Origin of the sequence: Allobosea sp. NPDC003192, from assembly GCF_050275675.1 — a bacterium.
Lineage (GTDB): Bacteria > Pseudomonadota > Alphaproteobacteria > Rhizobiales > Beijerinckiaceae > Allobosea.
Genome location: NZ_JBNNPK010000002.1, coordinates 129655 through 150182 on the forward strand (window position 1 = coordinate 129655; position 20528 = coordinate 150182).

General features: G+C 67.7%; 19 protein-coding genes. 7 read left to right on the forward strand and 12 right to left on the reverse strand.

Features of this window, described 5'->3' with window-relative positions:
• Positions 1-54: 54 nt before the first annotated feature.
• The 6 genes from soxA to ACQKLX_RS03375 all read right to left on the reverse strand — a co-directional run bounded on the left by soxA (position 55) and on the right by ACQKLX_RS03375 (position 4784).
• Positions 55-816: a sulfur oxidation c-type cytochrome SoxA gene (gene soxA, locus ACQKLX_RS03350; protein WP_427359484.1), complete on the reverse strand. Its 762-nt coding sequence runs from the start codon at positions 814-816 to the stop codon at positions 55-57.
• Positions 813-1139 (reverse strand): thiosulfate oxidation carrier complex protein SoxZ, encoded by a 327-nt coding sequence (gene soxZ, locus ACQKLX_RS03355; protein WP_427359485.1) that lies wholly within the window; start codon positions 1137-1139, stop codon positions 813-815. Before soxZ ends, soxA begins: the two co-directional genes overlap by 4 nt.
• Positions 1140-1143: 4 nt before the next feature.
• The gene (locus ACQKLX_RS03360; RefSeq protein WP_427359487.1) at positions 1144-1638 is read right to left on the reverse strand and encodes a thiosulfate oxidation carrier protein SoxY; all 495 of its coding nucleotides are present in this window, start codon (positions 1636-1638) and stop codon (positions 1144-1146) included.
• Positions 1601-2047, reverse strand: coding sequence for a sulfur oxidation c-type cytochrome SoxX (gene soxX / locus ACQKLX_RS03365; protein WP_427359488.1), 447 nt, complete (start codon positions 2045-2047; stop codon positions 1601-1603). The genes ACQKLX_RS03360 and soxX overlap by 38 nt, the downstream gene beginning before the upstream one ends.
• A complete protein-coding gene (locus tag ACQKLX_RS03370) occupies positions 2044-4239 on the reverse strand; it encodes a xanthine dehydrogenase family protein molybdopterin-binding subunit (protein ID WP_427359490.1) in 2196 nt (731 codons plus the stop codon). The genes soxX and ACQKLX_RS03370 overlap by 4 nt, the downstream gene beginning before the upstream one ends.
• A 77-nt stretch (positions 4240-4316) precedes the next feature.
• Positions 4317-4784 carry a (2Fe-2S)-binding protein gene (locus tag ACQKLX_RS03375; protein ID WP_427359492.1) on the reverse strand — a complete coding sequence of 156 codons (468 nt, stop codon included), beginning with the start codon at positions 4782-4784 and terminating at the stop codon, positions 4317-4319.
• Positions 4785-5231: 447 nt separating this feature from the next.
• On the opposite strand from ACQKLX_RS03375, the gene ACQKLX_RS03380 reads away from it, so the two are divergent.
• Both ACQKLX_RS03380 and ACQKLX_RS03385 read left to right on the forward strand, forming a co-directional pair.
• The gene (locus ACQKLX_RS03380; protein WP_427359494.1) at positions 5232-7823 is read left to right on the forward strand and encodes a DUF3772 domain-containing protein; all 2592 of its coding nucleotides are present in this window, start codon (positions 5232-5234) and stop codon (positions 7821-7823) included.
• Between the two features lie 4 nt (positions 7824-7827).
• Positions 7828-8358, forward strand: a complete 531-nt coding sequence (locus ACQKLX_RS03385; protein WP_427359496.1) for a CAP domain-containing protein — start codon at positions 7828-7830, stop codon at positions 8356-8358.
• Between the two features lie 19 nt (positions 8359-8377).
• On the opposite strand, the gene ACQKLX_RS03390 is transcribed toward ACQKLX_RS03385, so the two are convergent.
• The 3 genes from ACQKLX_RS03390 to ACQKLX_RS03400 form a co-directional block, all read right to left on the reverse strand.
• The gene (locus ACQKLX_RS03390) at positions 8378-9034 is read right to left on the reverse strand and encodes a M15 family metallopeptidase (protein ID WP_427359498.1); all 657 of its coding nucleotides are present in this window, start codon (positions 9032-9034) and stop codon (positions 8378-8380) included.
• A gap of 99 nt (positions 9035-9133) precedes the next feature.
• A complete protein-coding gene (locus ACQKLX_RS03395) occupies positions 9134-9958 on the reverse strand; it encodes an OmpA/MotB family protein (RefSeq protein ID WP_427359499.1) in 825 nt (274 codons plus the stop codon).
• A 13-nt stretch (positions 9959-9971) separates the two neighbouring features.
• Entirely contained in the window at positions 9972-10742 is a 771-nt protein-coding gene (locus ACQKLX_RS03400) for a motility protein A (RefSeq protein ID WP_427359501.1), read from the reverse strand.
• A 137-nt stretch (positions 10743-10879) separates the two neighbouring features.
• On the opposite strand from ACQKLX_RS03400, the gene ACQKLX_RS03405 reads away from it, so the two are divergent.
• From ACQKLX_RS03405 to ACQKLX_RS03420, 4 genes are all read left to right on the forward strand, one after another.
• Positions 10880-12697, forward strand: a complete 1818-nt coding sequence (locus ACQKLX_RS03405) for a glucan ABC transporter ATP-binding protein/ permease (protein ID WP_427359503.1) — start codon at positions 10880-10882, stop codon at positions 12695-12697.
• Positions 12698-12780: 83 nt separating this feature from the next.
• Positions 12781-13755, forward strand: coding sequence for a TRAP transporter substrate-binding protein (locus ACQKLX_RS03410; protein ID WP_427359505.1), 975 nt, complete (start codon positions 12781-12783; stop codon positions 13753-13755).
• Between the two features lie 108 nt (positions 13756-13863).
• On the forward strand, positions 13864-14193 hold the full coding sequence (locus tag ACQKLX_RS03415; protein WP_427359507.1) for a DUF1330 domain-containing protein: 330 nt from the start codon (positions 13864-13866) through the stop codon (positions 14191-14193).
• Between the two features lie 134 nt (positions 14194-14327).
• Complete coding sequence (locus ACQKLX_RS03420) at positions 14328-15500, forward strand: calcium:cation antiporter (RefSeq protein WP_427359508.1); 1173 nt, start codon at positions 14328-14330, stop codon at positions 15498-15500.
• On the opposite strand, the gene ACQKLX_RS03425 is transcribed toward ACQKLX_RS03420, so the two are convergent.
• Genes ACQKLX_RS03425 through ACQKLX_RS03435 form a run of 3 tightly spaced genes read right to left on the reverse strand, consistent with a single transcriptional unit; the run spans position 15490 to position 18559 of the window.
• Entirely contained in the window at positions 15490-16815 is a 1326-nt protein-coding gene (locus ACQKLX_RS03425; protein WP_427359510.1) for an HlyC/CorC family transporter, read from the reverse strand. The two genes, ACQKLX_RS03420 and ACQKLX_RS03425, sit on opposite strands and share 11 nt — an antisense overlap.
• Before the next feature lie 11 nt (positions 16816-16826).
• A complete protein-coding gene (gene aroB / locus ACQKLX_RS03430) occupies positions 16827-17972 on the reverse strand; it encodes a 3-dehydroquinate synthase (protein ID WP_427359512.1) in 1146 nt (381 codons plus the stop codon).
• Positions 17969-18559: a shikimate kinase gene (locus ACQKLX_RS03435; protein WP_427359514.1), complete on the reverse strand. Its 591-nt coding sequence runs from the start codon at positions 18557-18559 to the stop codon at positions 17969-17971. Before ACQKLX_RS03435 ends, aroB begins: the two co-directional genes overlap by 4 nt.
• Before the next feature lie 125 nt (positions 18560-18684).
• On the opposite strand from ACQKLX_RS03435, the gene ACQKLX_RS03440 reads away from it, so the two are divergent.
• Positions 18685-20517 carry an aminodeoxychorismate synthase component I gene (locus tag ACQKLX_RS03440; protein ID WP_427359515.1) on the forward strand — a complete coding sequence of 611 codons (1833 nt, stop codon included), beginning with the start codon at positions 18685-18687 and terminating at the stop codon, positions 20515-20517.
• Positions 20518-20528: the final 11 nt, after the last annotated feature.

Consider the following 20528-nt stretch of genomic DNA (forward strand, 5'->3'; position numbering starts at 1 on the left):
TCTCCGACAGGACTGTGCCGGGATCGTGACGGCTCGTGCGGGCGCCAACAAGACCTATCGCCGCAGACCCGGCGCCTCGAGCGCGAGCCCCTTGGCACGCACCGCGAGAAAGAGCTCCAGCGCGAGATAATCATCGGAGCCATAGTCGAACTGCGTCGCCCGGACGCCGAGCGAGCAGGCGCGCAGGCGCCGGTGCAGCGAGCCGAGTCCGTTCCATTCGAGCCGGTAGGCCGGGTAGCCGGTGCCGATGCCGTAGCTGATCGTGTCGCCGCGCAGCTTCTGGCCGACCAGGCCGTCATGGCATTGCGTGCAGGCGAGATTGAGCTGGCCCTGCCGGCGCTCGTAGAAGGCCTTGCCGGCTTCGTAGAAAGGTTTTGCGGCGCCTTCGGCCGAGACCGACAGGGGCACGCCATGCGAGAGCGAGGCGACATAGGCAGTGAGGCCAAGCAACTCCTGGCTCTCATAGCCGAAGGCCGGCTGCTTCTGTCTGTTGACCCGGCACTGCTCGATACGTCCTTCGAGGTTGATCAGCTTGCCGCTGCCGGCATCGACCTGCGGATAGCGGGCGGCTGCCCCGCGCAGGCTCTGCCTGGGGTCCGAGTGGCAGGAGAGGCAGGTCGGGGTCATACCGTCACGGCGGCTGAACAATTCCTCGCCCTGCTCGACCCAGAGCCAGCCGGGATTGCGAGCCTCGTCCTCCTGCTGGCGCTGCATCTGCGGCGAGAGGAAGGCGCTGCCCGGCTTGATCTCCTGGGCCACTGAGGCGCCCGCCAGTGCGAGCAGCGCTATGGCAACGACGCGGCCGGCGGCGTTCATGTCACGACGAGACGGGCGGTGCGGGTGAAGGTCGCTCCACCATCCTCGCGCCATTCGAAGGAGAGGTCGCCGGTCTCGACGGCGCGGGTGGTGAAGCTGACGAAGGGATTGGCCGAGACGCCGGTGTGCATGTCGTAGCGGAAGACCGACTCGCCGGCATAGGTCACGGTCAGCCGGTTGAGGATCTTGCGCGGCACGACGCGGCCCTCGGAATCGACCTGGCCGCCGCGATCCATCGGATGGCGGACGAGGACACGGATCTCGACGATCTCGCCGGCCTTGGCCTGCGCCGGCATGGTGATGCGGGCGTTGAACGATGCCATGGCCTCAACCTCCGTCGATGCAGGCGCTGAGGGTCACGACGATGTCGGCATCTGCCATGACATAGCCGCCGCCGCTCAGCGCCGCGACGACCGCGACCTTCTGCGAGGTGGCGAGACGCAAGGTGGCGCGGATGTCGGCTCGGCCGCTGCGCGGGGTGAGGTGGAAGCGCGCGACGTCGGGAAACGGGTTCTTCTCGGCGATGACATGGATCCAGCGGACATGGTCGGCCTGCGTCATCGGGCTTTCGACCTGGATCGCGACATCGACCGAGTTGCCGTTCTCGACCAGCTGGGGAATGTCGAAGCTGATCCTGGCGCGCTCGGGCACCGCGCCTTCGGTGACGCGCGCGATCAGTTCGGAGAGCACTGGCGGGGCGGCGGCGTGGCCGATCGCAGGCAAGGCGGCGAGCGCGAGGCCGGCAGCGCCCGCCGCCATGACCTCGCGGCGCGAGAGCGCCGTTTCAGGGCGTGCGCAGGCTGGCGAGATAGGTGACGACATCCTCGATCTCCTGGGCAGTCAGCGCCGGCCGATCGCGAAAGGCCGGGGCAACGTCTCGCAATCCTTGGTTACGAAAATAGGGCGGCATCACCGTCTGCGGATTGAGCAGGCTGGCATCGACGAGACGCAGACGCAGCTGTCCTGCATCGAGCCGGGTGGCGACACCGGCGAGATCGGGGCCGATCGTGCCCTGGAAGGGCTCGTTCGGCTCCGGCACTTGATGGCAGATCAGGCAATTGCCCTGCGTGCGGTCGAGCACGAGCGCCCGCCCGCGCTTGGGATCGCCGATCTTGCCGCCGAGCGGCGCGGGTATCGCGTCGCCGACGATGGTGTAGGCTTCGAGCGCGCTTGCTGGCGCGCTTGCGAGCGCCAGCAAGATCAGCGCAATCCGGATCGAGGCAAGCCTCACGCCTTGCGCAGATCCGTGTTCTTCAGCGGCAGATTACGGACGCGCTTGCCGGTGGCGGCGAAGATCGCGTTCAGCACTGCCGGCGCTGCGACCGCGATGGTCGGCTCGCCGACGCCGCCCCAGAAGCCGCCGGAGGGCACGATGATCGTCTCGACCGCCGGCATGTCCTCCATGCGCACCACCGGATAGCTGTCGAAGTTCTCCTCGACCATGCGCCCGTCCTTGACCGTGCACTCGCCGAAGAGCGCGGCGGAGAGCCCGTAGACGAAGGAGCCCTCGACCTGGCGCTCGATCTGCGCCGGGTTGACGGCGTGGCCGGGGTCGGTCGCGGCAGTGATCTTGTGGATCTTGAGCTTGCCGTCGGCATCGACCGAGACCTCGGCGACCGCCGCGACATAGGAGCCGAAGCCCATGGTCTGGCAGATGCCGCGATGGACACCATCCGGAGCCTTCGTCCCCCATCCGGCCTTCTCGGCGACGGCGTTGAGCACGGCGAGGTGCTTGGGATGGTTCTTCATCAGCGCCCGGCGGTAGTCGAGCGGGTCCTTGCCGGCTGCATGGGCGAGCTCGTCGATGAAGCATTCGAGATAGATCGTGTTCTGGTTGAGGTTGACGCCGCGCCAGAAGCCCGGCGGCACATGCGGGTTGCGCATGGCGTGGTCGATCAGCAGGTTCGGCACGGTGTAGCCGATCGAGGCCTCCGGCCCCGGTGGGTTGAGGCCCTGGAAGACGGCGGGGTCGCGGCCGTTCTGGATGTTCTGCGGGAAGATGCCGGCGACGATCGACTGGCCGGAGATGCGCAGGTGCAGGCCGGTCAGGTTGCCGTCCTTGTCGAGCGCGCCCGTGAGCTTGCATTGCGTCACCGGGTGGAAGCGCCCGTGCAGCATGTCCTCCTCGCGCGACCAGATCAGCTTCACCGGCGTGCCGGGGATCTGCTTGGCAATGGCGACGACCTGGCGGACCCAGTCATGGACGGCACCGCGCCGGCCAAAGCCGCCGCCGAGATCGATCTTGTAGGCCTCGCATTTGGCCAGCGGCAGGCCGGAGGCTTCGGATGCGGCAGCGAGCGCCGCCTCGCCGTTCTGCGTGGGCGTCCAGACCTCGCAGCGCTCGGGGGTATAGAGCGCGGTCGCGTTCATCACCTCCATGCAGGCATGGTTCTGGAACGGGTAGGAATAGACCTGCTCGATCACGCGGGCGGCGTTGGCGATGGCGCTTTTGACGTCGCCGTTCTGGTTGCCGACGGCGGCCTGCGGCGCGTCCAGCCCTTCCTTCAGCCAGGCGGCGATGCTCTCGCTCGAAACCTTGGCATGCTCGCCCTCGTCCCAGGTGATCGGCAGCGCATCGAGCGCGGTCTTGGCGCGCCACCAGGTGTCGGCAACGACTGCGATGGCGCTGTCGCCGACCGGCAGGACGTGCTTGACGCCCGGCATGTCCTTGATCTTGGCGGCGTCGAAGCTCTTCACCTTGCCGCCGAAGACCGGGCAGTCCTTGATCGCGGCGTTGAGCATCCCCGGCAGCGTGAAGTCCATGCCGTAGACCTTCTTGCCGGTGGTCTTGTCGGCGGTGTCGAGCCGCTTCAGCGGCTTGCCGGCAATGGTCCAGTCCTTCGGGTCCTTGAGCGGGACATTGGCCGGCGCCGGGGCCTGGAGCTTGGCGGCCGTGGCAGCGACCTCGCCATAGCGGATCGAGCGGCCGGAGGCCTTGTGCGTGATCATGCCCCTGGCGGCGCTGCATTCGGCCACCGGCACCTTCCAGCCATCGGCGGCGGCCTGGAGCAGCATCATCCGCGCGGCGGCGCCGCCTTTACGGACATATTCATGGGATTCGCGCACGCCGCGGCTGCCGCCGGTCGAGAAATTGCCCCAGACGCGGTTGCGGGCGAGGTTCTGGCCGGGCGTCGGATATTCGGTGGTGACCTTGGCCCAATCGCAGTCGAGCTCCTCGGCGACGAGCTGGGCGAGGCCGGTCAGCGTGCCCTGGCCCATTTCCGAACGGGCGATGCGGATCACCACCTTGTCGTCGGGATGGACCACGACCCAGGCATTGATCTCCGGCACCGCGCCTTGGGCCTGTGCCTCACTGGAGAGCGGGACGGAAAAGCCGAAGCTGAAGGCGCCGGCCGCTGCGGCCGAGCCTTTCAGCAGGCTGCGGCGGGAGAGCTTCGTATCGGTCACAGAGGCTAGACTCATGGCGTCCTCCTGATGCGGATGGCGCTGCGGCGAGGCTGTCGCGCTCGAGCCGTGCGCAATGAATGGGTGAGGTCGGATCAGCCGCGATTCATCTGGCCGCCGGCGGCGACGTCCTTGATGGCGGCCTTGACGCGGTTATAGGTGCCGCAGCGGCAGATATTGGTGATCTCGGAGGCGATGTCGGCGTCGCTCGGCTTGGGATTGGACTGCAGCAGCGCCGCGGCGGCCATGATCATGCCGCTCTGGCAGAAGCCGCATTGCGGCACGTCGTGCTCGATCCAGGCCTTCTGGATCGGATGATTGCCGTCGGGCGAGAGCCCTTCGATGGTGACGATCTTCTGCTCGGCCGTGAGGGCGCTCACCGGCATGGTGCAGGAGCGGGTGGCGACACCGTCGATATGCACGGTGCAGGCGCCGCATTGGGCGACGCCGCAGCCATATTTCGTGCCGGTCAGGCCGATCTGCTCGCGGATCACCCAGAGCAGGGGTGTGTCGTCCTCGACCGTGATGTCAATCGTCTTGCCATTGATGCTGAGCTTAGCCACCGCAAACCTCCCGGTTTCGATTCCAAGATCGGCGAGAGAGCCAGCGCGCCTCACCGGTTGCACATGCCGGCTCGTCAGCAGCCGGAGGTGTTCTTTGGAGGAATTCAAACCCAGAAGCGCGGCTACCGCCAGAGGTTGTGCCTTCACCGACGATCACGGTCGCGTTGAGACGGCCGGACCTGCTTTCCGGGCAATCGAGGCCGTGCCAGCGCCCCTTTCCACGGCGCTGCCATGATGCTGTCCGGTTTTCTGCCGAAGACACGCAGCGTCAGGCGCGCCGGCTGTGGCGCACTCTCACAGGAATGTGATGCTCTTGTTCGATCATCGTTCGCCAGCCCGGCAAAGCCACGAGACCGGCCAAGCTGCCGAGTCGTCAGACATGCTTGCTTTCGTCGCGCGGCAATGGCGAGGCTGCGCAACGATGCGAATCAGCCCGGCAGGACCGCAATGTCGATGATATCCGGCCTCGCCCGGGCCTTCCGCCGCTCCGGTGGCGCACTTGTGCTCGCGCTGATGCTGCTGGCCGTGCCGCTGATGGCGCTGGCGCAGACTGCAGATACTACGGCCAGCCCGCGTGCCCGCCTCGACTCGATCCGCGGCGAGCTCACCCAGATCGAGGGCTCGCTCACCAATCCGAATGTCTCGGACAACGAGTTGCAGCGCCAGCGGCTGCGGCTGCAGCCTTTGCTCGATCAGTTGCGGATCCTCACCGACGAGCAGGGGCCGCGCACCGAGCAGGCCAAGCTCAGGCTCGACCAGCTCGGAGCCAAGCCCGACGCCAATGCGCCGCCCGAGACGCCGGACGTGGCGCGCGAGCGCGAGACACGCACCAAGACCTTCACCGAGGCGGACGAGACCCTGAAGATCGGGCGCGCGACGCTGCTGCAAGGGGAGCAATTGCAGGGCTCGATCGCCGATCTCAGGCGCGATCGCTTCGCCAAGGCGCTGTTCGCCGCCGGCCCGTCGATCCTCAATCCGGAGGTCTGGTCGACGACGCTGACGGCCTTTCCGTCCGATCTGCGTGCTTCGCAGTTCATCTTCGGCGACTGGCTCTCGGTCTTCACCACGGCCCTGTTCAGCCCTCGCGGCGTCCTGGTCGCGCTCGCCTTTCTCGGCGCGATCGGGCTCTACGTCGCCCGCGCCCGCTACATGCCGCGCCTGACGGCAAGATTGGCGGCGAGCGTCGATTCGAGCGACCGCCACATCCTCTATGCGGCACTGATCCGTGTCGTCGCGCGGACGGCGCCGCCGGCGCTGGCGAGCTGGCTGATCTATGCCGGTCTCAACACGGCCGGTCTGCTGCCGCCACGGGTCCAGCCGGTCATCCTCGCGGCGGTCTTCGGGCTCGCGCTCTTCGCCTTCGTCCAGGCGCTGGCCGATGCGTTGTTCGCGCCCGGCGAGCCGCAGCGGCGCCTCGCCAGCGTGATGGAATCGACGGCACGCACGGTGACCTGGCTCGCCGGCTCGCTCGCCATCGTCATGGCGATCGGCAAGGTGCTGGAAGCCTGGCTCCAGGCGATCGCCGCTGGCCTCACATTGTCGATCATCGTGCGCGGCGTCGTCGCAACCGCCTTCGCGCTCATCCTGATCGCCGGGCTCTATCGCCTGCGCGACAACCAGGAGATCGAGCAGGAGGCGTGCCTGGGCCCCTATGTGCCGGTCGACGGCGCCAGCCTCGGGCCGGTGCGGATCCTCGGCTGGGTCGTCGGCATCGCCATCATCCTGGCGCTGCTGCTCGGCTATGTCGTGCTGGCGACCTTCCTGACCGAGCAGGTGATCTGGCTCGGCATCCTCGCCGCCGTCTTCGTGCTGCTGATGCAGCTCGTCGATCTCGGCATCGTCAGCCAGCTCACCGGCGATGGCCGCTTCGCCCTGACGCTGCGAGCCGGAATCGGCTTGCGCGCGGCGACGCTTCAGAAAATCGCGGTAGTTCTCGCCGGCGCCCTCAAGATCGTGCTGATCGTCGTCACGGTCATGCTGGCGCTTGCGCCATGGGGACTGGAATCGACGGATCTGACGACATCGCTGCGGGCCGCCTTCTTCGGCTTCCAGGTCGGCGGCGTCACGGTCTCGCTGTCCTCGATCGTCGTGGCGATCCTGCTCTTCGCGCTCGGGCTGGCGGCGACGCGCTCGCTGCAGCGCTGGCTCGAAGGCAAGTTCCTGCCGACGACGGCGCTCGACACCGGCCTGCGCAACTCGATCACCACGGCGGCCGGCTATGTCGGCTACGCCGCCGCGGCCGCGATCGGCTTCTCCTCGCTCGGCCTCAGCATGGAGCGGCTCACGCTCGTCGCCTCGGCGCTCTCGGTCGGTATCGGTTTCGGCCTGCAGTCGGTGGTGTCGAACTTCGTCTCGGGCCTGATCCTGCTCTGGGAGCGGCCGATCCGGGTCGGCGACCAGGTGCTGGTCGGCGACGCCGAGGGCATCGTCAAGCGCATTAATGTCCGCTCGACCGAGATCGAGACCTTCGACCGCTCCTCGGTGATCGTGCCGAACTCGAACCTGGTCTCCGGCGTGGTGCGCAACCGCGTCCGCTCCGACCGGACGGGCCGGGTGCTGATCTCGATCAGCGTGCCGCGCCGGCTCAATCCCACCGAGGTCCGTGCCATGCTGCTCGATGCCGCGGAGGCGCATGGCGACGTGCTGAAGAAGCCGGGCCCGAACGTGCTGTTCAAGAAGCTCGGCACGACGACGATGGATTTCGATCTGATCTGCGTGGTCGGCGACGTCGACATCGTCGGGCGGGTCACCAGCGACCTCAACTACGTCATCCACAGGCGCCTGAGCGAGCTTGAGACGCCGGTTGCAACCGAGCTCACCGTCAAAGGCCTCGAAGGCGTCGAGCATTCGCTTGGCGAGATCGCCGCCGCCGTGTCGAAGGAGATCGGCCGCCGTGCGAAGCCCGCGAGCGGGCGCGTCAGCGTGAAGCGCTCGGGTCCGCCGCCCGAAGCCGAGGAAGAGCCGGAGGAGGCCCCGGCTCCGCCACCCGCCAAACCGGAACCGGCCGCGAATGGCGGCAAGGACGAGACCAAGGACTGATGCGATGCGCCTTCTTCCCGCGCTCTCCGCGCGCCCGCAGCGGCTGCGTTCGATGAGCTGCCCCGCCGCGCTCGCAGCAGCCTTGTCGCTGTTCAACCTCGCCGGCTGCACCGAGCCGGTCCGGACCCAGCCGGCCTTCTATCGCGATCTTGGCTCGCCCTCGGCCAGGGTCGATGCCGAGGCGGCGCGTGCGACGATCTCGGCCTATCGGCTCAATGCCGGCCTGGGCACGCTAAAGCTCGATCCAGAGCTGATGCAGGCGGCCGAGCAGGAAGCCGCCGCCATGGCCGCCGCCGACAAGCCGGCCCAGGCCGAGGCGGTGAAGGCCAGGCTGGCCCGGGCCGGACAGCCCGGCGCCGAAGCCAATCTCTCGGCCGGCTATCGCCGCCTCGCCGAGGCCTTCTCGGGCTGGCGCGACTCGCCGCAGCACGACCGGGTGATGAAGGCGCCGAACGCGACGCGCATGGGCATCGCCTCGGCCTATGCGGCGGGGTCGAAGTACCAGGTCTACTGGGCGCTCGTCGTCGCCCCGTGAGCAGGCGTGGCTGACACGGTCATTCGATCGCGAAGTCGAAGGACGTCTTCGGAAACGGCTCCTTCGCGAGCGTGAAGTGCCACCACTCCTTGCCGTAGCCACGGAAGCCCTCGGCGCTCATCGCGGTAGCGAGGATGGTGCGATTGCGGCGCACCTGGTTCGTGACGCCGGGATGGCCGAGCGCGCTTTTCTCCGAAAAGCAGTCGAAGCTCGTGCCGAGATCGAGGTCGGTCTCGCGCGGGCGGGTCGCCAGAGGTCCGTCGCAGGGGCCGGCATCGACGGGTGTCGGCAAGGTGGCGCCGCCGGCGCGGACGAGGCCGACATCGACAGTGGAGCCGCGCGAGTGGCTCGAATTGGCGGCGATGTAGCCTCTGGTGACGAGATCGCCCCTCGCAATGCCAGGATGGAAGATGCGGCCAAGGTCAGGAGCGCCCGGCTGCTTTACCCAGTCGTTGAAAGCAGCGACGGCCCGGGCGGGCCGGTAGCAGTCGAACAGCTTCAGACCATAACCCTGTTGGGACAGGCGCTTTTCGGCGCGGATCAGCGCGTTCGCCGCCGCGCGTGTCAGGACGCATTCACTCCGGTCATAGCCGGGCACGGCCGCGCCGGTGAAATTGAACGGCGATGCATAGCGCATGTCCTGCACGATCGCCGGCGCGAGCTCGCGCAGCCGCACGAAGCCTGCAGGCAGCGGCTCGGCACTGGCCGGACACGTGGCGAGCAGGCGGCTGTCAGCGCCTGCTTGCGAAGCGCCGAGCGCGGCATGCTCAGCGCCTCAGGGCTTGGCGCCGATCGGCAGCGGCGGCGCATCCGCCTTGAGCACGATGCCGACACGACGGTTGAAGGCGAGATAGGGGTTGTCCTTGACCAGCGGCTCGGTGTCGGCCTTGCCGGTGACCGAGCTGAAGCGCTCGTCGGGCACGCCGGCATTGCCGAGAATCTCGCGCACCGCCGAGGCGCGGCCGACCGAGAGCGCCCAGGGATTGCCGGGTGCGATCGTGCCCGGCCGCTGCGCCGCGGTGTGGCCGGTGATGGCGATCTTGTTGGGCATGCGCCGCAGCGTCGGTGCGATCGCCGCGAGCAGCCGGCGCATGCGCTCGTTCGGTATCGTCGAGCCTTCGTCGAACATGGCGCGGCCGTCCTGGTCGACGAGCTGGATGTCGATGCCCTGCTCGGAGACCTCGATCAGGATGTTGCGCGAGAGCTCGCCGATCTCCGGCATCTCCCGCAAGGCCTGGCGCAGCGAGGCTGCGGCGAGCGCAAAGCCGCGGTCATGGGTAGCCGCGACCAGCCCGTCTTCCTTCTGCTGGTTGTGGTTCGGCGCGGTGTTGTCGGAGGCGTCCTCGATCGGACGGACATAGGCGTTCTTGATGTGCGTCTTGGTCGGGATGCCGTCGACCTCGACGATGCCGGCGAGCTTGAAGTCGCGCTGCGTGCCGAAGGCCTCGCGCATCGAGCCGGCGACGATCTGGAGCTTCTGCTTGTCCTGGCTGGAATAGGCGGCGACCATGACGAAGAAGGCCATGAGCAGGGCCATCAGGTCGGCGAAGGTCACGAACCAGCCGTGACCGCCATGCCCGCCGCGCTTCTTCTTGGCCATCGCTAGGGTCCGCTCAGGTGGCTTCGGCCATCTCGGCGCGATGATGGTCGGGCAGATAGGCGAGGAGCATTTCGCGCACCAGCGTCGGGCTCTTGGCGTCGCGCATCTGCAGCACGCCGTCGATGATCAGCGTGCGCGAGATCTCCTCCTCCTCGAGCTTGATGTGCAGCTTGTCGGCGATCGGCAGGGTGAACATGTTGGCGACCATGGCGCCGTAGAGCGTCGCCAGCAGCGCCGTCGCCATGGCCGGGCCGAGCTTGGACGGATCGGACATGTTGGCGAACATGGTGACCATGCCGAGAATCGTGCCGATCATGCCCCAGGCAGGAGCGCAGTCGCCGATGGCGCGATAGACCTTGGAGCCTTCGTCGAGCCGCTGCAGGAAGTTGTCGCGGTCGCGCTCCATCGTGTCGCGGATGAAGTCCTTGTCATAGCCGTCGGCGATATAGCGCAGGCCCTGGGCCAGGAACGCGTCGGAGACCTCGACATTCTCGAGCGCGACCGGACCGCTCTTGCGGTTGATCTCGGCGACGCGGGTGATTTCGTCGATCAGCTCGCGCGGATGGATCGAGCGCATGGTGAAGGCGAAGCGGATGCCCATCGGCAGGCCGTGCGCGATCACCGAGAAGGGAAAGCGCAGCATGGTCGCGGCCGAGGCGCCGCCGAAGATGATGATGGCGGCGTGCTTGTCCCAATAGGCGGCGAAGTTGCCGCCATCGATCATGATCAATGCGACGATCGTGGCGATGCCGCCGATGATACCTGCGCCGGTCGCGATATCCATGAGCCACCCCAAGCCGGCTTGCGCAGCCGTGCCGCCAACGCCACGCTCTCGCGCAAACCATAAGGAACGGCGCTTGAAGGAAGCGTTAAGGGTTGAGGACTTGCTCAGGCTGCGCCGTCGTCTAAAGCTGCGCTGCGATGTCTTTGCTTGCGATCTACGCCCGCGTCCTCGGCGAGCTCGGCCCGGAACGGCGCCTCGGGCTCATCCTCGCCATCGCCAACGTCGCGCTGGCGGGCGCCGCCTTTGCCGAGCCGATGCTGTTCGGCGCGTTGATCGACAAGCTGACCAGCCTGCAGACGGCCGGCACGCGCCCGAGCTGGGCCGACATTAGCGTCCTGCTCGCCGCCTGGGTCGGCTTCGGCCTGTTCAATATCGGCGCCGGCGTCTTCGTGGCGCTGTTCGCCGATCGTCTGGCGCATCGCCGGCGGCTCGCGGTGATGGCGAATTATTTCGAGCACGCGCTGACGCTGCCGCTCGCCTACCACACGCAGACCCATTCCGGTCGCGTGCTCAAGGTGATGCTGGAAGGCACCAGCGGCATGTGGGCGCTGTGGCTCTCCTTCTTCCGGGAGCATTGCGCCAGCTTCGTCGCGCTCTTCATCCTCTTGCCGTTCACGCTGTGGAAGAACTGGCAGCTCGGCCTGGTGCTGATCTTCCTCGTCGTGCTGTTCGGCACGCTCACGGCCTTCGTGCTGCGCAAGACCGACAAATTGCAGAGCAATGTCGAGGCCTATCATTCGAGCCTGGCCGAGCGGGCATCGGATGCGCTCGGCAACGTCCCGGTGATCCAGAGTTTCACCCGGATCGAGGCCGAGGTGCGCGGCCTGCGCAACACCATAACCAGCCTGCTCGAAGCGCAGATCCCGGTGCTGACCTGGTGGGCGGTCGCCACGGTCGCGACCCGGGCCTCGGCGACGCTGACCGTGCTCTCGATCTTCGTCGTCGGCACCTGGCTGCTGATGCAGGGGCTGACCACGGTCGGCGAGATCGTCACCTTCATGGGCTTCGCCACCATGCTGGTCGGCCGACTCGAGCAGATCGTCGCCTTCGTGAACTTCATCTTCATGCAGGCGCCGAAGATGCGCGAGTTCTTCGAGGTGATCGACACGCTGCCGGCAGTGCGCGACCTGCCGGGCGCGCCCGATGCCGGGCGCCTGGAGGGACGCATCGCCTTCGACGACGTCTCCTTCTCCTATGACGGCAAGCGCGCCGCGGTCGCCGACGTCTCCTTCGAGGTGAAACCCGGCGAGACCATCGCCATCGTCGGCTCGACCGGCTCGGGCAAGTCGACCACGCTGGGCCTGCTGCACCGCGCCTTCGATCCACAATCGGGCCGCATCCTCGCCGATGGCCGCGACATCCGCGAGATCTCGCTGCTCTCGCTCCGGCGCAATATCGGTGTCGTCTTCCAGGAGCCGATGCTGTTCGCCCGCTCGATCCGCGAGAACCTTACCGTCGGCAAGCCCGACGCGACCGATGCCGAGATGATGGAGGCGCTCGACCGGGCGCAGGCGACCGAAGTCATGGCGCGCCAAACCGACGGGCTCGACACCATCGTCGGCGAGCGCGGCCGTACCCTGTCCGGCGGCGAGCGCCAGCGCCTGTCGATCGCGCGCGCCTTGCTCAAGAACCCGCCGATCCTGATCCTGGACGAGGCGACCTCGGCCCTCGACGCCGCGACCGAAGTGAAGCTGCAGAAGGCGCTCGACGAGGTGATGAAGGGCCGCACCACCTTCGTCATTGCGCACCGCCTCGCCACCATCCGCAATGCCGACCGCATCCTGGTGTTCGAGCAGGGCAGGGTGATCGAGATGGGCTCCTTCGAGGAACTCGTCGCCAAGGGTGGGCGCTTCGCGGCGCTGGCGCGAGCGCAGTATCTCGTCACCGACAAGCCGGTGACCCAGCTCCAGGAAGGAGAGACCAGTCCGCTGGCACAGAAGCTGCCTGGCGCGTGAGGGCGGTGCAGCCGGGTCTTGCTCCGATCCTGCCTGCCCGGACACGAATCTAGCCGCTGCTCGACCAACACGGAGACCTGTCCATGCGCCGCCTCCTGCCTGCTATCGCGCTGGCTCTCAGCCTGTCGCCCGCCGCCTTCGCCCAGACCGTCTGGGAGATGCCGACCGAATATCCTGCCAGCGCCATCCCAGGCGAGGGCGTCGCGACCTTCGCGCGGCTTGTGAACGAGCGCTCGGGCGGGCGGCTGACGATCACCCCGAGCTTCGACGCGGCAAAGGGGATCAAGTCGGCCGGCATGGTCGCTGCCGTGCAGGAAGGGAAGGTCGCAGCGGGCGATGCCTTCGCCGGGGCGCTCGGCGCCGTGAATCCGCTCTTCGGGCTGTCGTCGCTGCCGTTCCTCGCGACCTCGATCGACGATGCGAAGCGCCTGACCGAGATCGCCGGCCCGACCTATGCCAAGGTCTTAGCCGGTTATGGCCAGCGCATCCTTTATACCACGCCGTGGCCGGCCTCCGGCATCTGGTCGAAGGAGCCGGTAACCTCGGCCAGGGATCTCGACGGCCTGTCGATCCGCACCTATGACGCGACCTCGACCACGGTGATGGGCAATGCCGGCGCCAAGGCGGTGAACCTGTCCTTCGCCGACGCCATGCCGAAGGTGAAGGACGGTTCGGTCACGGCTGTGCTGTCATCGGGGGATGGCGGGGCCGGGCGCAATCTCTGGCAGTTCCTGCCGCATTTCAGCGAGGTGAACTACGCGCTGCCGATCTCGCTGGCGACGGTGAATCTCAAAGCCTACGAGGCGCTGCCGGCCGATCTCAGACAGGTCGTCGACGAGGCTGCGGCCGAGACCGAGCGGCGGCAGTGGAGCGCGATCAGGACGCGGCTCGACGAGAACTATGCCCGCATGCGCGCCAATGGCGTCACCATCCATGCGAAGCTGCCGGCCGATCTGACGCAGCGGCTCGAGGCTGCCGGCAAGGCCGCGGTCGCGGACTGGCGCGGCAAGGCCGGAGCGGAAGGCGGGGCGATCCTGGACGCCTTCGCGAAGCACTGAAGCGGCGCGGCTTCGATTACCCGTGGCGTAATCGACCTGCCGCTCCTTGGCGGGCATGGTTTCTCGCGACACCGGCCGCAGCGGCCGTTCGCAAGCGAGGAAGCCATCATGACCGCCTATGCCATCGCCCATCTGCGCGACGTCGATCTCAACCCCGAGATCGTCGACTATATCCGCCTGATCGACGAGACCCTCACGCCCTTCGGCGGTCGCTTCCTGATCCATGGCGTGACGCCGGAGGTGATGGAGGGGCCGTGGGAAGGCGACCTCGTCGTCATCGCCTTTCCCGACCGTGGCGCTGCCCATGCCTGGTACGCTTCGCCGGCCTATCAGGCGATCCTGCCGCTCCGGACGCGCAATTCGCGCAGCGCGGCGATCATCCTGGACGGTACGCCGGACGGCTACAGGGCCACCGATTTCCTGGCGAAGCTGGGCTGATCGCCACTCCGCCGTGGCTCTTCCGGCGCCGATCCCCGAGCCAGTCAACAATCGCGTGTCACAGGCGTGCCGTTGTGAGATCATTTTCGGCGCTTATTCGCCGGTCTCCTTTCAATACGGATTCATTGCCCGACATGATGATCGCCCGCCTCGCCTGCGCCTGGACCTCGGTCGCAGCCTTCCAGCTCTTCGGCGGCACGCTGCTCGCACAGCTTGGTGCGCCCTTGCCGTCACTGCTGATCTTCGCCTGGCTGCTCGGTATCATCGTCTGGTCGGCCTTCGGCGTGGTGCACGAGGCCGAGGAGATCGCCCACCGGCTCGGCGAGCCCTATGGCACGCTGATCCTGACGCTCTCGATCGTCATCATCGAGGTGGCGCTGATCTCGGCGGTGATGCTGGGTGCCAAGGGCGCGCCGACGCTCGGGCGCGACACGATGTTCGCGGTGCTGATGATCGTGCTCAACGGCGTCGTCGGCATCGGCCTCTTCATCGGCGGCCTCAGGCACTTCTCACAGAGCTACAATCTCAAGGGCGCCTCGGCCTATCTCGCGGTGATCATCCCGCTGACGCTGATTCCGCTGGTGCTGCCGAACTTCACCGCCTCGACCGCGGACGGTACTTTGACGACGTTCCAGTCGATCGCCTTCTCGCTCTTCACCTTGCTGCTCTACGGCGCCTTCCTGGTCCTGCAGACCGGCCGCCACAGTGTCTTCTTCAAGGAGCCGGCGGGCGAATCGAACATGCCTTATGGTGCGGCCTACGCCCGGGCCAGGATGCAGCCCGATCAGGAACGCATGCCAGCACCAGCGCCCGGTGCCGAGCCGGCCGAGGAGCCGCCGCATCCGCCCTCGGAAGGCTCGACGCGGTCCCATGTCGTCCTGCTGCTCGCCAACATCCTGCCGATCGTCATCCTGGCGAAGAGCCTCGCTGTCGTGCTCGATTTCGGCATCGCCAAGCTCGGTGCGCCGGTTGCGCTCGGCGGCATCCTGATCGCCATGGTGGTGTTCACGCCCGAATGCATCGCGGCGCTGCGCGCGATCACCACCAACCAGCTGCAGCGCGCCATCAACCTCTGCCTCGGCGCCGCGGCCTCGACGCTCGGCCTGACCGTTCCGGCGGTGCTGGTCATCGGCCTCATCACCGGGCAGGAGGTGGTGCTCGGCCTGTCCGGCACCAACATGGTCATCCTGTCGATGACGCTGCTCCTGAGCACGCTGACCTTTACCGGCACGCGCACCACCATGCTGGAGGGGGCGGTGCATCTGTCGGTGTTCTTCGTTTTCCTGGTGCTGGTGTTCAGCCCCTGACCGCGGCGGTCGCCGCATCTGCCTCGGGCGGTGCGACGTTGCCGGCCGGCGCAACCCGGAGCGCCGTCAGCCGGTTGCGGCTCTTGCGCATCACCTCGAAACGGAAGCCGTGGAAGGTGAAGGCCTGACCGGCATCGGGAATGGCGCGGGCCTCGTGGATGACGAGGCCGGCGATGGTCGTCGCCTCGTCGTCGGGCAATTGCCAGTCCATCGCCCGGTTGAGATCGCGGATCGGCACGCCGCCATCGACGATGACCGCCCCGTCCGGTTGCTGGCGCAGGCCGGGTACGGCGACGTCGTGCTCGTCGCGGATGTCGCCGACGATCTCCTCGAGGATGTCCTCGAGCGTCACCAGTCCCATCACCTCGCCATACTCGTCGACGGCGAGGGCGAAATGCGTCTTGCGGGCGAGGAATCCCTTGAGCTGCTCCGGTAACGGCGTGTTCACCGGCACGAACCAGGGCTCCAGCGCGATCACCGCGACATCGAGCTTGCAGGCGTCGCCGCCGGCGGCGTCGAGCGCGCGCAGCAGGTCCTTGGCGTGCAGGATGCCGACGATGTTCTCGGGCTTGTCGCGCCAGAGCGGCATGCGGGTATAGGGCGAGGCCAGTACTTCGCGGACGATCGCCTCGGGGCCGAGATCGAGATTGATCGTACGCATCTTGGTGCGGTGGATCATCACATCGGCGACTTCGAGCTGCTTCAGGTCGAGCAGGCCGCTGACCATGTCGCCGTCAGCTTTCTCGACCGTGCCTTCCTGGCGCATCAACTCGACCTGGTCGCGCAGGATCTCGTCGATCGCCAGCACTGGACGTTGCGAGTCGATCCGCAGGCCGAACAGGCCGAGCGCGCGCCGCGCCAGCCATTGCATCAGCCGGACCGGCGGGCCGAGCAGAGCGAGCAGGCGCGCCACCGGCCGCACCAGCTTGAGCGCCATACGCTCGGGCTCGGCGACGGCCGCCATGCGCGGCGCGAGCTCGCCGAACACGACGACGATGAGTGCGACCGCGATCGCAAGGCCCGCAGCACCGCTGACGCCGAAGGAGGCGAGCGCGGCATAGGCGGCGAAGCTCGCCGTTGCGGTCTTCACCAGTGTCCGGGCCAGCAGGAAGACGCCGCTCAGGCGCTCGCGATCGCCGAGCACGCGCAGGACGATCGCGGCGCGGCGGCTGCCGGCCTTCTCCTGCTGGATGAGTCTGGCGCGCGAGATCGCGTGGAGCGCAGCATCGGCCGCGGCGAGGAAGCCGGTCAGGAACACGCCGAGCGCGACGACGGCGATGGCCAGCCAGGGGTCGAGATGGGGAATGGCTACCATGGAGGAAGCGGTCAGGCCCCCGCGAGTTCGCTCTCGATGAAGTCGTGCGCCGCCTCGGTGGCGACACCGGGCGCAATGAAGCTCTTGCCGATGCCATGCGCCAGGATGAAAGTCAGCGCGCCACGCTTGACCTTCTTGTCCTGGGTCATTGCCTCGACGATCTCCGCCGCAGTTCCTGGACCGCCGGGCACGTCCTGCAACCGGGTCGGCAGCCCGACGGCGGCGAGATGAGCGGCGACGCGGCCGGCATCCTGGCCGGAGCAGAGGCCGAGGCGCTGGGAGAAGCGGAAGGCGAGGCAAAGCCCGATCGCGACCGCCTCGCCATGGACGAGGCGTGTGGAATCGTAGCGCGTCAGACGCTCCAGAGCATGGGCAAAGGTGTGGCCGAGGTTGAGCAGGGCGCGATCGCCGTCCTCGCGCTCGTCGCGCGCGACCACCGCGGCCTTGGCTCGGCAGGCGGTCGCGACGGCATGATCGCGCTCGGGACCGCCGTCCATGACGCGGCGCCAGTTGACCTCGCACCAGTCGAAGAAGGCGAGATCGTCGATCAGTCCGTACTTCACCACCTCGGCATAGCCGGCCTTGAATTCGCGTTCGCTCAGCGTGTCGAGCAGCGCGGTGTCGCAGACCACCAATGCCGGCTGGTGGAAGGCGCCGATCAGGTTCTTGCCATGGCTGGAATTGATGCCAGTCTTGCCGCCGACGGAGGAATCGACCTGGGCGAGCAGGCTGGTCGGAATCTGCACCAGGCGTACGCCTCGGCGCAGCACCGAGGCCGCGAAGCCCGAGAGATCGCCGACGACGCCGCCGCCGAGCGCGATGACGAGGTCGTTGCGCTCGATCTTGGCGGCGAGCAGACCGTCGCAGAGTTCGATGAAGCGGGCATAGGATTTGGTCGCCTCGCCCGGCGGAACGGTCAGGCGCGTCGTGGTGATGCCGGCCCGGTGCAGGCAGGATTCGAGCGCCGGCGCATGCAGTGCGGCGAGATTCTCGTCGGTGACGATGGCGGCACGAGCGCCCGGCGACAGGCGCGCGATCGTCTCGGCAGCCTCGCAGAGCTGATGTCGGCCGATCAGGATGTCATAGGAACGCTCGGCCAACGCGACCGGCACCACGATGCGATCCGCCGCTGCGGCAGCCGGGGCCAGGGCGGTCATTGCGTGTTCTCCTGGCGCAGTCGGCGGTCGAGCGCCGCCATGGCATCCTCGACGACGACCTCGTGCGGGTCGTCGCGCGAGATCAGCGTGATGTCGGCCAGCGCATAGACCGGCTCGCGCTCGGCCAGCATCCGGCGCATGGTCGCTTCCGGATCAGTGGTCTGGAGCAAAGGGCGATTGCTGCGCTTGCGGACGCGGCGCATCAGCACGTCGAACTCGGCCTTCAGCCAGATCGAGACGCCGAGCTCGGCGATGCGGGCGCGGGTGTCGGCGTTCATGAAGGCGCCGCCGCCGGTCGCCAGGACGAGGGGCGCGCGCGTCGTCAGGATGCGGGCGATGACGCGGCGCTCGCCGTCGCGGAACTCGCTCTCGCCGCGCTGAGCGAAGATCTCCGGGATCGTCATGCCGGCGGCCGTCTCGATCTCGGTGTCGGCGTCGACGAAGGGCAGGCCGAGCCGGGCGCCGAGGCGCTTGCCGACCGAGCTCTTGCCCGAGCCCATCATGCCCACCAGCACAATCGCGCGCGCGCCGAGCGCAGCCCGCAAGGCTTCCCGGTCCACCTGTTCGATCGTTTCCGCCATCGTCATCGAATGAATTCCTTGAGCCCGCTCTAGCATGAGGATCGCGGTACCGCCATGCGCCTTACACTGCCGCTTGACCCCGGCGTCCCCGTCGGGCTCGTAGCGCGCCGACGAGGGGGACGGGGCTGATGATGCCGAGGCGCGGAGAGGATTGCGGAATTGCCGGATTGCGGCCGCCCTTCGTGCTGCTGGAGGATCGCAGCGGGGCGGGACAGGCGCTTCTCTTCGCCGATCCCGCCGAGATCGTCGAGGCGGACGAGCCATCCGGGATCGCTGCCGCATTTGCCTGCATCGAAGCTGGTCTTGCACGCGGCCTGCACGCTGCGGGCTTCCTCTCCTACGAACTGGGATATGCCTTCGAGCCGCGGCTGGCCGGGCTTTTGCCGGCGCAGCGCCGTCTGCCGCTGCTCTGGTTCGGCCTGTTCGAGGCGCCGCGCCAGATTGCGCCGGCTGAGCTCGACCGAAGCTTTGCGGCGCTGTGCCCGCCGCCACTCGACGAGTTGAGGTTCGGGCTGGATGAAGCAGCACACGCGGCGGCGGTGCAGCGCGTGCTCGACTATCTCCACGCCGGCGACGCCTATCAGGTCAACCTGACCTTCCCGATCCGCTTCCGCTATCCCGGCGATCCGCTCGCCCTTTACGGCGCGCTGCGGGCGAGCCAGCCGGTAGCGCATGGCGGCATGGTCACGACAGGCGAGGCGAGCATCCTCTCGGTCTCGCCGGAGCTGTTCATCGAGACCGCTGGCGGGCGCGCCGTCACCCGGCCGATGAAGGGGACGTCGGCGCGCGGCGCCGATGCTCAGGCCGATGAGGCCGCGAAAGTGAGACTCCGCGCCGACCCGAAGCAGCGGGCCGAGAACCTGATGATCGTCGACCTGCTGCGCAACGACCTTGGCCGCATCAGCGAGCAGGGCTCGGTCGAGGTGCCCCATCTGTTCAGCGTCGAGACCTATCCGGGCTTCCACACACTGACCTCGACGGTGACGAGCACGTTGCTGCCGGGTCTGTCATTGGCCGGGCAGATGCAGGCGCTGTTCCCCTGCGGCTCGGTCACCGGCGCGCCGAAGCTGCGGGCGATGGAGATCATCCGGGAACTCGAAACCGCGCCGCGCGAGGTCTACACCGGCTCTCTCGGCATCATCGCGCCGAACGGCGACCTCAGCTTCAACGTCGCCATCCGGACCGCGACGCTGCTGCCTGATGGCGAGGGCGTCTATGGCGTCGGTGGCGGCATCGTCGCCGATTCCAAACCAGCCGAGGAATATGCCGAGTGCCGGCTGAAGGCGCGGGTGCTGACCGATCTCGCTGGGGATTACGGGTTGATCGAGACGTTGCGCTGGTCGAACGGCTATGTCCGGCTGGCATTGCATCTCGAACGCTTGAGCACGTCGGCGGCTGCGCTGGGTTTCCGGTTCGATCGCGAGCAGGCGCTCCGGCAACTCGCCGAAGCTGCGGCGCCATTCCAGCTCAGCGAGGAACGCCGCGTGCGTTGCGAATTACGCCGTGACGGCAGGTTCGAGGTCGCCATCGCACCAATGCCGCCTGCATGGGGCGAGGCGCTCCGGATCGCTGTCGCCAGCCAGCGAGTCGATACCGGCGATCCCTTCCTGCGCCACAAGACGACGCGCCGGACGGTCTATGAACGGGCTTTCACCGAAGCGGCTTCGCAAGGCTGCGACGATGCACTGCTGCTGAATCGGCAGGGCTTCGTCACCGAGACCAGCCGCAGCACCATCTTCGTCGAGCGTGACGGTGTGCTGCTGACGCCGCCATCGGAGCATGGCCTTCTGCCGGGCGTGCTACGTCGTGAGCTCGTCGAGACCGGTGCTGCTCGCGAGGCGCCCTTGCGCCTTGACGACCTGCGGCAAGCGGAGCGCTGGTTCGTCGGCAACAGCCTGCGCGGGCTGCAGATCGCGCAGATCTCCGGTTCGGCCCTTGCGCCCGACGCCTCCAATCAGAAATAACGGGTTGGGGT

Bases quoted from the DNA above. Each gene is read 5' to 3' on its own strand.
- soxA (WP_427359484.1), bottom strand. From the start codon at position 816: ATGAACGCCGCCGGCCGCGTCGTTGCCATAGCGCTGCTCGCACTGGCG.
- soxZ (WP_427359485.1), bottom strand. From the start codon at position 1,139: ATGGCATCGTTCAACGCCCGCATCACCATGCCGGCGCAGGCCAAGGCC.
- ACQKLX_RS03360 (WP_427359487.1), bottom strand. From the start codon at position 1,638: ATGTCGTCACCTATCTCGCCAGCCTGCGCACGCCCTGAAACGGCGCTC.
- ACQKLX_RS03370 (WP_427359490.1), bottom strand. From the start codon at position 4,239: ATGAGTCTAGCCTCTGTGACCGATACGAAGCTCTCCCGCCGCAGCCTG.
- ACQKLX_RS03380 (WP_427359494.1), top strand. From the start codon at position 5,232: ATGTCGATGATATCCGGCCTCGCCCGGGCCTTCCGCCGCTCCGGTGGC.
- ACQKLX_RS03385 (WP_427359496.1), top strand. From the start codon at position 7,828: ATGCGCCTTCTTCCCGCGCTCTCCGCGCGCCCGCAGCGGCTGCGTTCG.
- ACQKLX_RS03395 (WP_427359499.1), bottom strand. From the start codon at position 9,958: ATGGCCAAGAAGAAGCGCGGCGGGCATGGCGGTCACGGCTGGTTCGTG.
- ACQKLX_RS03400 (WP_427359501.1), bottom strand. From the start codon at position 10,742: ATGGATATCGCGACCGGCGCAGGTATCATCGGCGGCATCGCCACGATC.
- ACQKLX_RS03405 (WP_427359503.1), top strand. From the start codon at position 10,880: ATGTCTTTGCTTGCGATCTACGCCCGCGTCCTCGGCGAGCTCGGCCCG.
- ACQKLX_RS03410 (WP_427359505.1), top strand. From the start codon at position 12,781: ATGCGCCGCCTCCTGCCTGCTATCGCGCTGGCTCTCAGCCTGTCGCCC.
- ACQKLX_RS03415 (WP_427359507.1), top strand. From the start codon at position 13,864: ATGACCGCCTATGCCATCGCCCATCTGCGCGACGTCGATCTCAACCCC.
- ACQKLX_RS03420 (WP_427359508.1), top strand. From the start codon at position 14,328: ATGATGATCGCCCGCCTCGCCTGCGCCTGGACCTCGGTCGCAGCCTTC.
- ACQKLX_RS03425 (WP_427359510.1), bottom strand. From the start codon at position 16,815: ATGGTAGCCATTCCCCATCTCGACCCCTGGCTGGCCATCGCCGTCGTC.
- aroB (WP_427359512.1), bottom strand. From the start codon at position 17,972: ATGACCGCCCTGGCCCCGGCTGCCGCAGCGGCGGATCGCATCGTGGTG.
- ACQKLX_RS03435 (WP_427359514.1), bottom strand. From the start codon at position 18,559: ATGACGATGGCGGAAACGATCGAACAGGTGGACCGGGAAGCCTTGCGG.
- ACQKLX_RS03440 (WP_427359515.1), top strand. From the start codon at position 18,685: ATGCCGAGGCGCGGAGAGGATTGCGGAATTGCCGGATTGCGGCCGCCC.